The 15373-nt window shown below is 62.1% G+C and carries 14 protein-coding genes; 2 read left to right on the forward strand and 12 right to left on the reverse strand.

What is annotated here, in order from left to right:
* Positions 1–3: 3 nt before the first annotated feature.
* Positions 4–1590: an L-aspartate oxidase gene (gene nadB, locus J0909_RS08740; protein WP_207262126.1), complete on the forward strand. Its 1587-nt coding sequence runs from the start codon at positions 4–6 to the stop codon at positions 1588–1590.
* A gap of 781 nt (positions 1591–2371) precedes the next feature.
* Here nadB and J0909_RS08745 read toward each other — a convergent pair.
* From J0909_RS08745 to J0909_RS08775, 7 genes are all read right to left on the reverse strand, one after another.
* Positions 2372–3829, reverse strand: coding sequence for a TrkH family potassium uptake protein (locus J0909_RS08745; RefSeq protein ID WP_207262128.1), 1458 nt, complete (start codon positions 3827–3829; stop codon positions 2372–2374).
* Positions 3830–5197 (reverse strand): Trk system potassium transporter TrkA, encoded by a 1368-nt coding sequence (trkA, locus tag J0909_RS08750; RefSeq protein ID WP_207262341.1) that lies wholly within the window; start codon positions 5195–5197, stop codon positions 3830–3832.
* A gap of 152 nt (positions 5198–5349) precedes the next feature.
* A complete protein-coding gene (locus tag J0909_RS08755) occupies positions 5350–6009 on the reverse strand; it encodes a ferredoxin-like domain-containing protein (RefSeq protein WP_207262130.1) in 660 nt (219 codons plus the stop codon).
* A 16-nt stretch (positions 6010–6025) separates the two neighbouring features.
* The gene (locus tag J0909_RS08760) at positions 6026–6700 is read right to left on the reverse strand and encodes a ferredoxin-like domain-containing protein (RefSeq protein WP_207262132.1); all 675 of its coding nucleotides are present in this window, start codon (positions 6698–6700) and stop codon (positions 6026–6028) included.
* Between the two features lie 35 nt (positions 6701–6735).
* Complete coding sequence (locus J0909_RS08765) at positions 6736–7053, reverse strand: cupin domain-containing protein (RefSeq protein ID WP_207262134.1); 318 nt, start codon at positions 7051–7053, stop codon at positions 6736–6738.
* Between the two features lie 11 nt (positions 7054–7064).
* The gene (locus tag J0909_RS08770) at positions 7065–7862 is read right to left on the reverse strand and encodes an ATP-binding protein (RefSeq protein WP_207262136.1); all 798 of its coding nucleotides are present in this window, start codon (positions 7860–7862) and stop codon (positions 7065–7067) included.
* A gap of 32 nt (positions 7863–7894) precedes the next feature.
* On the reverse strand, positions 7895–9211 hold the full coding sequence (locus J0909_RS08775) for a 4Fe-4S binding protein (protein WP_286181914.1): 1317 nt from the start codon (positions 9209–9211) through the stop codon (positions 7895–7897).
* A gap of 102 nt (positions 9212–9313) precedes the next feature.
* On the opposite strand from J0909_RS08775, the gene J0909_RS08780 reads away from it, so the two are divergent.
* Entirely contained in the window at positions 9314–9988 is a 675-nt protein-coding gene (locus tag J0909_RS08780) for a Crp/Fnr family transcriptional regulator (protein WP_207262139.1), read from the forward strand.
* A gap of 173 nt (positions 9989–10161) precedes the next feature.
* On the opposite strand, the gene J0909_RS08785 is transcribed toward J0909_RS08780, so the two are convergent.
* The 5 genes from J0909_RS08785 to recO form a co-directional block, all read right to left on the reverse strand.
* A complete protein-coding gene (locus J0909_RS08785) occupies positions 10162–11010 on the reverse strand; it encodes an ABC transporter substrate-binding protein (protein ID WP_207262141.1) in 849 nt (282 codons plus the stop codon).
* Between the two features lie 179 nt (positions 11011–11189).
* The gene (rpsT, locus tag J0909_RS08790) at positions 11190–11453 is read right to left on the reverse strand and encodes a 30S ribosomal protein S20 (protein WP_207262143.1); all 264 of its coding nucleotides are present in this window, start codon (positions 11451–11453) and stop codon (positions 11190–11192) included.
* 119 nt (positions 11454–11572) lie between these two features.
* A complete protein-coding gene (gene glyS, locus J0909_RS08795; protein WP_207262144.1) occupies positions 11573–13681 on the reverse strand; it encodes a glycine--tRNA ligase subunit beta in 2109 nt (702 codons plus the stop codon).
* Positions 13682–13723: 42 nt separating this feature from the next.
* Positions 13724–14593 (reverse strand): glycine--tRNA ligase subunit alpha, encoded by an 870-nt coding sequence (gene glyQ / locus J0909_RS08800; protein WP_207262145.1) that lies wholly within the window; start codon positions 14591–14593, stop codon positions 13724–13726.
* Positions 14594–14606: 13 nt separating this feature from the next.
* On the reverse strand, positions 14607–15365 hold the full coding sequence (recO, locus tag J0909_RS08805) for a DNA repair protein RecO (RefSeq protein WP_207262146.1): 759 nt from the start codon (positions 15363–15365) through the stop codon (positions 14607–14609).
* Between the last annotated feature and the right edge of the window lie 8 nt (positions 15366–15373).

The raw sequence follows: 15373 nt of genomic DNA on the forward strand, positions 1-15373 counted from the left end.
CCCATGAACCACTTTCGCCTGCAATCCGACGCGTTGATCATTGGATCCGGCATCGCCGGTTCCGTAGCCGCCCTCACCCTGGCCGACCAGGGGCGCGACGTCATTCTCCTGACTGCCGGGGCCGACCTGAAAACCGGCAACACATCCCTTGCCCAGGGGGGCATCGTCTATCGCAACGAACACGACGACCCCAAGATCCTGGAAAAGGATATCCTGACCGCGGGCTGGAAGCACAACTACGCCCGCGCCGTGCGATTCATCGCCACCAAGGGCCCGCAGGTGCTGAAGGAACTCTTTCTCGAAAGATACAAGATTCCCTTCAATCAGCGCAAACCCGGCGACTGGTACCTGACCCGAGAGGGTGGGCACTCCATGCCCCGCATCCTCTATTGCGATGACCATACGGGCAAGAACATCATGGACGTGCTGTCCGACGCCGTGCTCGCCCACCCCAATATCCGCGTGCTGACCCAGCGCACGGCCATCGACCTTTTGACCACCCAGCACCACGCCCGGCACCTGGACTTCAAGTACAACCTCTCCAACCAGTGCGTGGGGGCCTACGTCTTCAACGACCAAGTGGGCAAGGTCGAGACCATCCTGTCCAAGTATACCATGCTGGCCACCGGCGGCATCGGGCAAATCTACCTGCACACGACCAATACCCCCGGCTCCATCGGCTCGGGGCTGGCCATGGCCCACCGCGCGGGCGCCCGGCTGATGAACTGCGAGTACGTGCAATTCCACCCCACGGCCCTGTTTGGCGGGACCAAGCGTGGCGAGCGCCGTTTCCTGGTATCCGAGGCCGTGCGCGGCGAGGGCGCGGTCCTGATCAATTCTCGCGGCGAACGATTCATGCCCCGCTACGACCCGCGCGCCGACCTGGCGCCCCGAGACATCGTCACCCGGGCGATCATGGACGAGATGCTCAACACGGACGACGACTGCGTGTACCTGGATTGTTCCGACATCAAGCAGGATGTGGACACGCGTTTCCCGACCATTTCCGATCGATGCCGCAAGATGGGCCTGAGCATGGCCACCGACCCGGTCCCTGTGGTCCCGACCGCGCACTATTTCTGCGGCGGCATCCTGGTGGACACCCGGGGCCGGACAACCCTGGAACAGCTGTACGCGGCCGGGGAATGCAGTTGCACAGGCGTACACGGAGCCAACCGGCTGGCCAGCACATCACTGCTCGAAGGCATGCTTTGGGGCCACTCGGCGGGGCACGACATGGCCATGCGTCTGCATCGAAGCTCGAGCCTGTCCCGCAAGCTCCTGGACTCCATCCCGGATTGGGTGCCCCACGGCATCCGCGACGAGGACCCGGCCCTGATCTCCCAGGACTGGGCCAATATCCGCAACACCATGTGGAACTACGTGGGCGTGGCCCGTTCCAGCAACCGCCTCAACCGCGCCTTCGTGGACCTGCGCAAGCTGACCAAGAACCTTCAGGACTTCTACCGTGAAACCGAGTTGAGCAAGTCCATCATCGACCTCTTCCACGGCTCCCAGACAGCCTACATCATCACCCTGGCCGCCCTGCGCAACAAGGAGACCAAGGGATGCCACTACCGCATCGACTAGGCCGCACACACGCCGCATAAGACAAGAAACGGGCCCGCGCCATCCTGAATGGCGCGGGCCCGTTTTCTTGGTGTAGGCTCGGGAGCTCTTCGCCGCAGTCAGCCAAATGCGCCGCTCCCCCCTCTTTTTCCGCCCATTTCTGCTTGTTTTCGCCACCCTCGTCTTACTTGCCATGGCCCGCTCCCGCCAACGGACAGACTCGCCGGGCGTTGCTTCTATCCATGCCAAAACCGCTCTGGAAGCGTTGCCGGGCAACGAATCTTGAGAAAATCTAGATAATTTCTAGATTTTTAAGGGGCACCCTCAGACCCGCAACCATGCCGTTTTCCCGGCCCGTTGCGGCAAAGATGTCCCCTTGCCGGTGTGCGAGGGAACCGACGGCCTTCGGAAAACGGCGTTGGTGCGGTTTTGCCCTCTGCAAGCGGCCCTGTTTTTTGGAATGGCGAAGAGAGTCTAGACGCCCGGACTGTCCCACGCTTCGTAGGATGTCGCGAACGGTCCGGCCAATTCGATTTCTGGGGGCGGGACAATGAACCGGGATGAGGGCACCCCGCACTCGGCACCCCCCTCCCGACACTCATGGGAGCCCCGAAATCGCATCGCTTTGCCACGCTCGAAGCCGCCTTCTCCGGGGACGGCACCGACGATGTGGGCGAGGGCATCCGCCCCTACTCAGTCTGAGCCGGACCGTCTGCGGCGCATAAACGTCGAACGGTTCGGTGGCCGATCGAAGGGACGGCGTGTTATGCGGGATACGCGGTGCGGGGCGTCCTGTCGCGGGCTACTTGCGCCAAAATTCCGGCACGAAGAGGATGATGACAGTGTAGATTTCCAGCCGTCCCAAAACCATGCAGAAGGTCAGGACCCACTTGGCCGTATCCGGCATCCAGGCGAAATTGTTCGTGGGCCCTACCCCGCCAATACCCGGACCGATGTTGCCGATGCAGGCCAGTGAAGCGGCAAAGGATGTGACCACGTCCACGCCCGTCGAGGCAACCACAAAGGCGGCCAGGACAAGCAGCCCCACCCACAGGAAGGTGAAACCCCAGACGCCGCTGATGACGTCGTCCTTGACCACGGTACGGCCCATCTTCACATGGGACACGGAGCGCGGGTGGATCAGCCGAAAAAGTTCCTGATACGACTGTTTGAAGAGCAGCATGATGCGCATGACCTTCATGCCGCCGCCCGTGGACCCGGCGCACCCGCCCACGAACATGCAGAACAGCAGGATGGCCTGAGCCAGCCCCGGCCACAATTCATAGTCCGCCGTGGCGAATCCGGTGGTGGTCAGAATGGAGGCCACCTGGAACGAGGTGTACCGCACCGAGTCGGCCAGATTGTCATAATTCCCGGCCACGTAAACGGTGATGGTCAGGACAATCACGAAGGCCAGGACCATCCCTGCGAAAACCCGAAATTCCGGATCCTTGAACATGGCCGACGGCTTCCACTTGAGGACCAGGTAGTGCAGGGAAAAATTCACGCCCGCGATGAGCATGAACACGGTGATGACGTAGTCGATGTAGGCGGAATCAAACCCGGCCACCGAGGCGTTCCTCGTGGAAAAGCCGCCCGTGGCCATGGTCCCGAAGGTGTGGCACAGGGCGTCGAACAGGTCCATTCCCCCGAACATGAGCAGCACGGTTTCCAGCGCGCTGAACAGGAGGTAGACCTTCCACAGGGTCATGGCCGTATCCTTGATGCGCGGCTTGAGCTTGTCCGGAGATGGTCCCGGCACCTCGGCCTTGTAGAGCTGCATGCCGCCCACGCCCAAAAACGGCAGGATGGCCAGGGACAGGACGATAATGCCCATGCCGCCGAGCCAATGGGTCAGGCTGCGCCAGAAGAGCAACCCGCGCGGCACGGCTTCGATATCGACCAATACGGACGAGCCTGTGGTGCTGAAACCGGACAGCGACTCGAACACGCAGTCCACCACGGATTCGAAGGTCCCGCCGAGCAGAAACGGCAGGCCGCCGAAGGCTCCGGCCGCAAACCACCCCAATGCCACGATGGCCATGCCCTCGCGGTGGGTCATGATGGACGCCTTGTGTGAACGGTCGCGGAAGATCAGAAAGGCCGCTCCGCCCACGGCCACGGTAATGCCCATGGACAGGACCAGGGGCGCGGCCGTGCCGTCGTGGTAATACAGCCCCCAGGCCAGAGGGAAAAGCATGGTCAGGCCCACGCAAGCCACCAGTGCACCGATGACGTGCAGGACGTAGCGCCAACGCATTTAGAAAAGCTCCACCTTGGTGGTCAGGACACGCTCCACCTTGGGGATATTCTGGCGGGTGGAAATGATGATGAGCCGGTCGTTGGGCCGAACCACGGAATCTCCCCGAGGAATGATGACTTCGTCGCCGCGCTGAAAGCAAAGAACCAGGCTCCCCCTGGGAAACCCAAGGTCCTTGACCGCCTTGCCCACGATGGGGGAATCCTCCTGGGCCACGGCCTCCAGCGCCTCGGCCTCTTCGCCCTTGATGGACACCGAGGAGAGAATCTTGCCCCGACGGATGTAGTGCAGCAGGGAGTTGATGGCGGACAGCCGGGGGCAGACCACGTAGTCGATGCCGATGGGCTCGATGAGGGGCATATAGCCGAAATTGTTGACCCGCGTTACCGTGCGCCGGGCTCCGAGGGACTTGGCCAGCAAACAGGACAGGATGTTGGTTTCCTCGTCGCCGGTCACGGCGATGACCATGTCCATGTCCTGAATGTTCTCCTCGCGCAGGATCTCCTGATCCGTGGAGTCGCCCATGAGCACGATGGGCCGGTCCAGGTGCTCGGACAGATACTCGCACCGCTTCTGACGTTTTTCGAGCAGCCGGGTGTGGTAATATTTGTTGTCCAGGGCCTTGGCCAGGCGGAAGCCGATATTGCCGCCGCCGATGATCAGGACCTTGCGGACCGGGTCATCGACGATGCCGAGCCTCGCCAGAATTTCCTCCTGGTCGCGGATGTCGCAAACGAAATAAACCAGATCGCCCTGCTTGAGCACGTCCAGGCCACTGGGGATGATCAGTTTGTCGTTGCGCATGATGGCCGCGATGACCAGCCCCAGGTCCTCGCCGATCTTGTCGCGCAGCCGGATGAGCGGGCTCCCCATGATCGGGCTGCGGTCCGGCAGATGAACGCCGATGAGCCGGATCTTGCCGCCCGCGAACTCGTTGATCTCCACCGCGCCGGGCACGCTCATGAGGCGAAGCACCGAATTAACCACCTCTTCGTCGGGATTGATGATCTTGGTGATGTTCGCTCCGCGCTCGGTAAGCAGGTGCTTGTAATCCGTATACATCTCGCTGCGAATGCGGGCGAGTTTGGTCACCCCGTCGCTGAGCAGGTTGGCATAGTAGCAACTGATGAGATTGATCTCGTCGGAATCGGTCACGGCCAGGAAGATGTCGGCCTCGGTAATGCCCGCCTCCTCCAGGATCTTGGGGCTGGAGCCCGAGCCTTTGATGGTCTGGACGTCAGAACTCTCCGCGATCTTGCGCAGGGCTTCGTCGCTGGTGTCCACGACCACGACTTCCTTGTTCTCCACCGCCAGCCGCTGCGCGAGATGATAGCCGACCTCGCCGGCGCCTATGATGATGACCCGCAAATGATGCTCCTTCATTGAGTGAAAACACCCTATCTCTACCCATGTTTTCCCACCAGTGCAACAGTACGGAACCCAGCGCAATTCAATGATATTCGGCCGTTAACAAAAATGGCGGCTGCGAAATGCCGCAGCCGCCCGCCCCTTGCCCCGCGTCAAGGAAGAATGCTGGCCTTGACGGCCTCGATGCCGACCTTTTGCAGCATCCTGGCGGATCGCATGCGCTTGCCGCCGTTTTCGCGATAATACTCCAGGAACCGCCGGACCAATTCAACGGCCTCCTCGCGGCTCAGGTTTTCGGCAACCTCGTCGGCGATGCGGGGCTTGCCCGAAGCGTTGCCGCCGACCACCATGGTCCACCCCTTGGGCTTGCCGATGAGGCCCACATCGCGCACGTAGCTCTCGGCGCAGCACATGGGACAGCCGGAGACTCCGACCTTGAGCTTGGCGGGCAGCTCCGCGCCCACGAACATCTCCTCCAAAGCCAAGCCGAGGCCGAGGGAGTCGCGTACGCCGAATTTGCACACCGAAGTGCCGGGACAGGCCTGCACGTAGTGCACGCACAGCCCCACGGCCGGTCCGATGTCCATCTTGAGATCGTCCCAGACCTGATCCACCTGTTCCCTTTCCAAGCCGACCAAAGCGATGCGCTGGCCCGAGGTAATCTTGATGATCGGAATCTCGAACTTGCGCCCCACTCTGGCGATGGCTTCGAGCACATCGGGCGTGACCAGCCCTACCGGCGTTCTCGGCACGATGGCGTAGGTTTTCTTGTCACGTTGCAGGATCGCCCCCTTGGGAGTTTCATCCGCCATGGCAAACCTCCTTGCCCTATGCTTGAGGCTCGCTGAACACGGCCAGCCTGACCGCATCGAGCCCGACACGTTCCACGAACCGGGCGGTCCGCTCTTTCACTTTGCCATGCTCGGCGTAAAAGACAAGGGCGCGGCGAATAATATAAAAGGCCTCTTCCTCGGAGACGTTCTCGGCCAGAATGTCTCCCCCGCGCACGCGCTTGCCGCCGTTGCCGCCGAAAGACACGGTCCAGCCGTGCTTCCTGCCGAACAGCCCGACGTCGCGGACCAAGGACTCGGCGCAGCACATGGGGCAGCCGGACACGCCGGTCTTGAGCTTGGCGGGCAGGGAGAAATCCACCAGCATCCGCTCCAGCCGATCGGCCGCAGCCAGGGAATCCTGTTGGCCGAGCTTGCACCCGGCCGCCCCCTGACACCCCTGGACCTTATGGGCATAGGCGTCGCCCACCAGCCCCACGGCCGTGACTACGGCCCGGAGCGCGGACGCGGGCACATTGTCGATCATCAGCCGCTGGCTGGCGGCCAGCCGCACTCCGGCCAGCCCGTTTTCCCGCACGGCGCGGCTGACGGCCTCAAGCAACTCCGCGTCCATCTGCCCGAGGCGCATGCGCGGGACCACGGTATACGTGCCGTCCCTGCGCGCCCGGACCGCCCCCTTAGGCAAACCCTTGATGTATTCTTCCATGTTCATGATACGTTGCTTTTTCCTTGAATGGCGGTTCGGAATCAGATGGGCGGGGCGATGTGCACCAGCACGCGCATGTCGGTGACGGCCCGCACTCCGTGGGGCTCGGCGATCTGCGAAACAAGCACGTCGCCGGGACGGGCCGGCATGGTCGCGCCGTCCGCGCCCAGAAACTCCCCCTCGCCCTCCAGTATGGTCAAGGTCAGCTCCCCTTCCAGGTCATGGGAGTGGATGGGCAGTTCCTGCCCGGCCCTGAAGTTGAAGTTGATGACCTTCATGAACTCGGATTCGTGGGCCAAATAATTGGAAAAGGTCAAATCCTTGAAACCGTGAATCTCAAACAGTTCGATCTTCTTCATGGTATTTCTCCTTATATTTCGAAATGAAGCTGGGTGGTCCGCAGCACGGCGCCGGTGCGGCTCACGGTTACCCGCTCGGTGGGCACGGACACGCCCGCGCGCTTGACCGCCTCGTTCAGAATGGCGCTCATGGAGGAACAGCACGGCACTTCCATCTCCATGACCGTGATGGACCGAAGATCGTTTTCCGCGATGATCGCAGCCAGCTTCTCCACGTATTCCATCTGATTATCGAACTTTGGGCAGCCCATAAGGACCACCCGGTCCGGGACATATTCGCCATGGTAGGCAGGCATGGCCACGGGCACGCAGTCGGCGGTCAAAAGCAAGTCGGCATTCTTGAGAAACGGCGCATTCGGCGGCACCAGGCGGAGTTGCACGGGCCAGTGTGACAGTGCCGAGCCCACACCTTGGGCCGTGGGCACGTTGGCCTGGCCGCACGGTGTCAGGGCCTGGAGCGCCGCGCCGGGACAGCCGCCCGTCTTGGGCCCTTCGGAGGACGGCCCGGCCGCGCCCAAGCGCAGGGATTCCGGCTCGGGCATGTGGTCCGGGACCTCGCGGCCCTGGGCCTTGAGGTGTTCGACCACAGCCTCGGGGTCGAAGTCGGCGGCCTTGCGAACTTCCACCTTGAGCGCGCCCGTGGGGCAGTCGCCCAAGCATGCGCCCAACCCGTCGCAGTAGATTTCCTTGACCAGCCGGGCCTTGCCGTCAACGATGGCCAGCGCCCCTTCGGCGCAGGCAGGCACGCACTGGCCGCAGCCGTTGCACAAATCTTCGTCGATGGTGATCATCTTGCGCTCGTGTATCATTTCTCTATCCTCTCTTTTTTTTCATTGTCGTTCTACATTCTGGCCACACCGAGAAACAGGGCGTGGAGGCTGACCGCCAGGACGATAAACGCAGTCCGGGCGGCCTCACCGGAAAGGCCGGGAAAAACATAACCTATGTGACCGTGCGCGCAGGCCGACACGCAGTCGCCGCACAAGGTGCAGGATAACGCGGGACGTCCCTGAGCCAGGCTGTCCCCGTCCAGGGCATTATATCGGCACACGGTCAGGCATGCCCCGCAGCGGGTGCAGTCCGTATCGATGCGTACGCGCCAGGGAGCGATGCGTCCGAAAAAGTTGCCGATCAGCCCCATGGGGCAAAACGCGGTGCAATGGACCATCTTCCCCAGCCTGCGGGAGATAAAAACCATAACGCCCACTCCGGCCAGCCCGAAGGCGGCCCCCAGGAACACCGCGCTCACGCCCGGCATGCCCGCAACACGCAAGACCCAGGCCACGCCCACAACCAAAAGCAGGGTCGCGCCCCTCCCCCACAGGCTCAAGGCGCGCAGGGTATTGGACGGTGCCGGACGGCCGCCCGACCGGCTCAGGACATCGTCCCAGGCCCCGACGTAGCACAAATGGCTGCACCAGGCCGGGCCGACCAAAAGCAAAGTGGCGCCGAACAGGACTAACATGAAGTAACCGCCGCCGCGAAAGACCGGACCGGCGACGATCAGGGCCGGGACCGGCAGATGCAGGGTGCCGGTCATGAGCATACGGTCCATGCCCAGAATCCCCAGGCCCAGTTGCAGAAAAAACACGGCCGAAAACAGCGCCCAGATGCGCGGCCGAACTGTCCGGTGTCCCTTGGGTGTGCGCATGCGCACGCCGATCCACTGGGCGTAGCAGCCAAGCAGGAAAATTTCGAGCCAGCCCCAGCCCGGCAGGTAGCGGTCCGCCAGCAAGATGGGGAAATCCACCTTGCTCCGGGCCACGGCCAGACCGATAACGGTAAGCAGGAACATGGCTGCGCGAGGCCGGGCCCAGGTCCGTTCGCGGTCGAACCAGTCGTCGAGCCCCCGGCCGAGCAGAAGCACCAGGGCCAGACCGTCCAAAAGAATTCCCCCGCCCATGATCCAGGCCAGCCGCTCCCAGGGCAGATCCAAGGCCATGCGAAAACGAACGAGATCCACCGCGGTCTGCGTCCAGATAATGCCGCCCCAAAGGAACGCAGCCACAGCCACAGGGCGCGCCCAGGCGCGCCGAGCCAGGAGCAACCCGGCCAGAACCGCCAGGGAGGCGAGCAGGCCGAAATCGCCCTGACGCAGGCCGTGCGCTCCGAGCAGGAAAAGAGTCGCCACGGGCGGGATCAAGCGGTATGATTTCATGATGCCGTTTTCCATGGGACCATCATGGACATTTTTTTTGACCTCAGCCATGACTTAGGTCAAATTCTTCATTCAACAAAAAGAGAGGGAGAAAACACCTTGATGGATAAATCGGCCGCCGTGCGCGGCGTGACCTTTTTCCAGGGGCTGCCCGACGACCAATTGGCCAAACTGGCCGACATCGCCGTGGTCAAGCGATACGACAAAGGCGAGCTCCTGTTCCTGGCCGACGTCCCGGCCGACGGCTTTTATTCGCCGGTCACAGGGCGGGTCAAGGTCTTCCGCACTTCCCCGGCAGGCAAAGAGCAGATCCTGCATATATTCGGTCCGGGCGAAGCCGTGGGCGAGGTGCCGGTCTTCGAAGGCACGACCTTCCCGGCCCAGTGCGAGGCCGTGGAACCCTGCGAAGTCCTGTTCTTCCCGCGCAACGCCTTTCGCAACATCCTGCGCGACGACCCGGACCTGGCCATGCGGATGATGGCCATGCTTTCCCAACGGCTGCGCATTCTGGTCAACAAGATCGACGACCTGAGCCTCAAGGAGACCCCGGCCCGGGTGGCCGCCTATCTCCTGCTCCTGCGCTCGTCCACGGACTCGGACACCTTCCGGCTCGACCTGCCGAAAGGACAGATCGCCCTGTACCTCGGAACCATTCAGGAAACCTTGTCGCGTATATTCAAACGGTTCACCGACGACGGACTAATCGAAATCCGAGGCCGGGAAATCACCCTCCTCGCCCCGGACCGGCTGCGCGAGCTGGCCGACGAGGGCCGCTAGGCTGCGCAGCGGAAAAAGGACGCAAGAGTCCACGTTCCTGCACGGCGAAGGCGAACTCACCTGAATCGCGCCGCTAAGCGGCTTTCGACTGATTTTCTTCTTTAGGGAGTCAAAGTCGATTCCAAAAGAAAGGGGAGCCTTCCGGCTCCCCGTTTCCATCCCATTCGACGGTCCTAGTGATCGTATTGTCGGGCGTATGCCGCGTCGTTGTACATGCCCTCGCCATAGATCTTGCGTCCATAGTCCGCGATGAGCCCTTGTCCTTCGGGCGAGGCCAGGAACTTGATGAACGCCACGGCCAACTCGTGGTTGGGCGCGCCGGGGGACGAAGCCAAAGCGTGGTAGGTGTTGATCAGCATGGGGTCCCCCCGGAACAGGACCTTCAGGCCGGGTACGTCCTTTTTGCCCATGATCCAAGTGGAGCTGTCGGTCATGAAGTACCCGCCCTCGGCGTTGGCCCGCTTCAGGGTGGCCATCATGAAGTCCTTGGTGGTCACGTACCACTTGCCTTCGGGCCGGATACCAGCCTTCTTCCAGATGGCCAGTTCCTTCTTGTGCGTACCGGAATTGTCGCCGCGCGACAGGAAAAGCGCCTCAGCCTTGGCAATGCGCCCATAGGCGTCCGCCGCGTCCCTGGCACCGAAAATACCCGCCGGGTCGCTCGCGGGACCGACGATATAGAATTCGTTGGAACCGATCAGGGTGCGATCCACGGCCCATCCATCGGCCACGGCCTGCTTCTCGGCGGCGGGCGCATGAACCATGCAGGCATCCACATCGCCGCTTTTGAGCAGGCTCAGGGACTTGCCGGATCCCGCCTTGACCCAGCACATAGTCGTGCCGTGTTTGGCGTTGAAAGTGTCGGCCAAGGCCTTGAGCAATCCCAACTCACCCGGCGATCCCGTGGCCAGCTTGTAGACCGTGCCGCCGTCTCCATAGGTCTGCTTGCAGGGGGCGTCGCCTGCAAAGGCGCTGCCGAGAATCAGCAAGACCATCAATACCGAGAGGAACAATCGCTTCATAATCAACTCCTTGAATAGGGTAAAATATGAGCGACGTTACCATTATTGATTATGTACATCAAGACGCTGCTCGGCATTACGTACACTGATCCAGCCACAGGCGGACCGAAGCACAACGCAAAAAGCCCGCCGCACAAAGTGCGGCGGGCTGAAGAAATCAGCGTAAGAACAAAGCGCCCTTAGGCAGTCTTGTTGACCGCGGCCTGGAGCCGAGCAATGCGGCGCTGGGCCTGACGCGCGTGGATCACCTTTTTGCGGGCGGCGCGGTCCAGCACGGAGCTGGCTTCCTTCAGGGCCTCCTGGGCCTTGGCGATGTCGTTTTCCTCGAGGGCGAGACGAACGGCCTTGACGGTGTTCTTGATGCGGGTCTTGGAAACACGGTTGCGGGCGCGACGCTTCAAGCTCTGACGGTGCCTCTTCAAGGCGGACTTGTGATTGGCCAAGGTAATTTCTCCTGATCGATTTATTATCGCATTAAAAAGCGTTTGTTTTGCAATTCATCCCAAAGGGAGTGCCTTTTATATGGACTCCCCGCCTGATGTCAAGACTTTTCTGCCCCAGGCTATACCTGCAAGGCGTTAAAGTCGGCCAGCCGACCCAGCCGGTCCACCAGCCCCTTGAGCAGGTTCAGCCGGTTCAGCCGGACGTCCGGGGCGTCGCACATGACCATGACGTTGTCGAAAAAGCCGTCCACGGCCGGGCGCAGTTCCCCGAGTAGACCAAACAGGCCCTTGAAGTCACCGTTCTCCCAGAGATCGTCGAAACGCGGGGCCACTTCACCGAGCTTGTTCCCGAAAGCGGTCTCATGTTCATCCTCGAACAAATCGGCGTCATAGTTGCCGGTCAACGGCTCACCCGCCTCGTCTCCCTGCTTGCGGATAATGTTGGCGGCCCGCTTGAAGGTCAGCACGCTCCGCTCGAAGTCGGCCCCCCGGCTGAACTCGGCCAGGGCGGTGAGCCGCGCCTTGAACGTGCGGATGTCGTTGAACCCGGCCCCCAGGGCAGCGTCCACCACGCGGGTGTCGAAACCCTGGCCGGTGAACAGGGCGCGCAGCCGCTGGCCGAAGAAGTCCATGAGCTTGCCCAAAGCCTCGCCCTGCTCCACTTTCCACTTCACTCCGGAATACGCCTCCTGGGCGGCCCGAAGCATAGCTTCCAGATCCAGGGAGAGATCGTGCTCCATGATGATCCTGGCAATGCCCAGGGCGCAGCGACGCAGAGCATACGGGTCGTTGGCCCCGGTGGGCACCTTGCCCAGGCCGAAGCAGCCCGCCATGGTGTCGGCCTTGTCGGCCATGGAGACCAGAGCGCCGGACAGGGAGGACGGCACCGGGGTGTCGGGCCCGGCGGGCAGATACTGCTCGTAGATGCCCTTGGAAACGATCTCGCCCAACCCGGCGCGTTCGGCGTAAATGCCGCCCATCTTGCCTTGCAGGGAATCGAACTCGATGACCATTTCGGACACCAGATCCGCCTTGGCCAGGCGACCGGCCTGGGCGTACTTTTCAATCTCGCCGGGCAGGATGTTCTGAGACGCATCCAGGGTCTCGGCCAGCTTGGCGCACAGGGTCTCTATACGCCGGGACTTGTCGCCAACGGTGCCAAGCGGCCCAAGAAAGACCACATGCTCCAGCTTTTCAAGCCAGGTGTCGAACTCCACCTTGCAATCCGCCTCCCAGAAGAAGCGGGCGTCCTCAAGGCGGGCCTTAAGCACCCGCTCCCACCCCTTCTTGACCAGGCTCACGTCCAGGGGCTCCAGATTCAGGGTGGTCAGGAAATGCGGCAGCAGCTTGCCGTCCGCATCCTCCACGCCGAAAGACTTCTGGTGGGACTGCATGGAGGTCAACAGGACCTCGCGCGGCAATTCCAGGTAGCGCGGGTCGATGTCGCCAATAAGCGGCCTGGGGTATTCCACCAGGTTGGCCACCTCGTCCAGCAGCCCATCGTTCCAGACGATCCGGCCGCCGAGGGCTTCGGCCAGCCTGTTGCCCTCTTTCACAATGGTCTCGCGGCGCTCGGCCGGGTCAATGACCACCTTGCACTGGTCGCGGACCACGGAAAAATAGTCGGCCGTGGAGGCCACGCTGAACGGTCCGGGACCCATGACGCGATGCCCGCGCGTCTCGCGGCCCGACGTCAGATTCTCCAGGGGAAATTCGACGACGTCCGTATCGAGCAGGGCCAGGAGCCAACGCACGGGGCGGCCGAAGGTGAAGTCGTAATCGCCCCAATGCATCTTCTTGGGGAAGGACAGGGACTCGATGCTCTTGATGCAGATGGCGGGCAGGATATCAACGGTTTTACCGCCGCCGACCAATTTCTTGGCCGCCAAGTATTCGCCCTTGCCGGTCTCCATCTTGAACAACGCGCTCTCGGGAACTCCCTGGGTCTTGGCGAAGCCCAGCCCCGCCTTGGTCAGGTTGCCCGCGTCGTCATAGGCGATGCGCACCGGAGGCCCGGTGACGGTCTCCTCCTCCTGCAATTGGGTCAGGGCCAGGGACGGCACGTGAGCGGTGATACGGCGCGGGGTGGCGTAGCATTTGACCCCCCCGTTCTCGACCATGGACTCGGTCAGCCCCTTGGCAAAGGCCTCTTCGAGCTCGGCCGCCAGCTTGGGGACGAAGCGGGCGGGCATTTCCTCGGTTCCGATTTCCAGAATGAATTCGGCCATTGTTCTTCTCTTCTATAGTCTGATGCGTGACGTGGGCATCGTTTATTTCTTGAGCAGGGGATAGCCCATTTCTTCCCGCTGGTCGGCGTAGAGCCTCGCGATCTTGGAGGCCAGATTGCGCACGCGGCCGATGTAGGTGGCGCGTTCGGTGATGGAGATGGCCCCCCGGGCGTCCAACAGGTTGAAGGAATGGGAGCACTTCAGGCAGTAGTCATAGGCGGGCCAGGGCAGCCCCGCCTCGCACAGCTTCAGGCATTCGCCCTCGAACTTGTTGAAGAGGTCGAAAAGCATATCCGCGTTGGACAACTCAAAGTTGTACTTGGACATCTCCACCTCATTCTGGTGGTAGACGTTGCCGTAGGTGACCGTGTCGTTCCACTTGAGGTCGTAGACCGACTCCTTCTCCTGGAGATACATGCAGAGGCGCTCCAGCCCGTAGGTGATCTCCACGCTGACGGGTTTGAGGTCGATACCGCCCACCTGCTGGAAGTAGGTGAACTGGGTGACCTCCATGCCGTTGAGCCACACTTCCCAGCCCAGGCCCCAGGCGCCCAGGGTGGGTGATTCCCAATCGTCCTCCACAAAACGGATGTCGTGGGCCGCCGCGTCGATGCCGATGGCCGACAGGGACTGCAGGTAAAGATCCTGGACATTGTCCGGGGACGGCTTCAGGACGACCTGGAACTGGTAATAATGCTGCAACCGGTTGGGGTTCTCGCCGTAGCGGCCGTCGGTGGGACGGCGGGAAGGCTCGACGTAGGCGGTCTTCCACGGCTCGGGGCCGATGACCCGGAAAAACGTGGAGGGATTGAACGTCCCGGCACCGCACTCGATGTCCATGGCCTGGACCACGGCGCAGCCGTAATTCGCCCAAAAGCCCTGCAATTTCAGTATGACATCTTGAAAATTCATGATCTGCTCCAACTCATACCTTTTTATACATGCCGCCCTCCCAGGACAGGCCCAGGTGGTAGGCGACGAATAGTTCAATCAGTTGACTGGCCTGGCGGCGGACTTCATTGTCCATGCTCACTGAGGCCCAGTCGGCCGGCCGGCTGTGTTGTATCCAGTCCAGGGCGCGCAGCACCCCGGCGGAAATAGGCCGAGCAAGACCCTCTAACGGTTTCCCGTCGGAAAGACAAGTCCGGCAGGCCACTTGGCCGCGCTCCACGCCGAAACGATGGCCGCACTCGCAGGACAAGGGGCGGCCGCATACCCCGCAACAGAGGAAGTCGGGCGTGAAGCCCATGTCGAAGGCCATTTTGGCCCGAAAGAGCCAGGGGGTAAAATCGCTGCCCGTGCCGCTCTCCTCCAGCATGTGCAGGGTCTCAAGGAGCAGTTCGTAGGCAACCTTGGCATCGGCGGGGTCGATCTCCACCGCCTCTACGAATTTGACGCAGTTGACGGCCAGGCCGGTGCGTGCCGGGTCCGTGCGGATCCCGGGAAAATTGTGCAGCAGCGTCCCCTCTTCGAGGACCGTGTATGCACCGGTCTTGTTGGTTCCGATGGTGAAGAGCACGAGGCTCAAAGGATCAAGGCAGCCCACGAAGCGACGGCGCGAACGGCTGCCGCCGAAGGCGAACCCGTTGAAGATGCCGCGCGAAGGCGTCAGCAGGCGAACCCAGACGTCGGCCTCTCGAAAACGCCCGGTCTTGAGTACGAGGGCTTTTTCGGTGGCGCTCATGAGCCTAC

Origin of the sequence: Desulfovibrio sp. Huiquan2017 (assembly GCF_017351175.1) — a bacterium.
In the GTDB taxonomy this organism is placed as follows: Bacteria; Desulfobacterota; Desulfovibrionia; order Desulfovibrionales; family Desulfovibrionaceae; genus Pseudodesulfovibrio.

Coding starts and splice junctions, on each gene's coding strand:
- J0909_RS08765 (WP_207262134.1), bottom strand. CDS start 7,053: ATGAAGAAGATCGAACTGTTTGAGATTCACGGTTTCAAGGATTTGACC.
- J0909_RS08745 (WP_207262128.1), bottom strand. CDS start 3,829: ATGCGTTGGCGCTACGTCCTGCACGTCATCGGTGCACTGGTGGCTTGC.
- J0909_RS08775 (WP_286181914.1), bottom strand. CDS start 9,211: ATGAAATCATACCGCTTGATCCCGCCCGTGGCGACTCTTTTCCTGCTC.
- glyQ (WP_207262145.1), bottom strand. CDS start 14,593: ATGAATTTTCAAGATGTCATACTGAAATTGCAGGGCTTTTGGGCGAAT.
- J0909_RS08770 (WP_207262136.1), bottom strand. CDS start 7,862: ATGATACACGAGCGCAAGATGATCACCATCGACGAAGATTTGTGCAAC.
- recO (WP_207262146.1), bottom strand. CDS start 15,365: ATGAGCGCCACCGAAAAAGCCCTCGTACTCAAGACCGGGCGTTTTCGA.
- nadB (WP_207262126.1), top strand. CDS start 4: ATGAACCACTTTCGCCTGCAATCCGACGCGTTGATCATTGGATCCGGC.
- J0909_RS08780 (WP_207262139.1), top strand. CDS start 9,314: ATGGATAAATCGGCCGCCGTGCGCGGCGTGACCTTTTTCCAGGGGCTG.
- J0909_RS08785 (WP_207262141.1), bottom strand. CDS start 11,010: ATGAAGCGATTGTTCCTCTCGGTATTGATGGTCTTGCTGATTCTCGGC.
- J0909_RS08760 (WP_207262132.1), bottom strand. CDS start 6,700: ATGAACATGGAAGAATACATCAAGGGTTTGCCTAAGGGGGCGGTCCGG.
- J0909_RS08755 (WP_207262130.1), bottom strand. CDS start 6,009: ATGGCGGATGAAACTCCCAAGGGGGCGATCCTGCAACGTGACAAGAAA.
- glyS (WP_207262144.1), bottom strand. CDS start 13,681: ATGGCCGAATTCATTCTGGAAATCGGAACCGAGGAAATGCCCGCCCGC.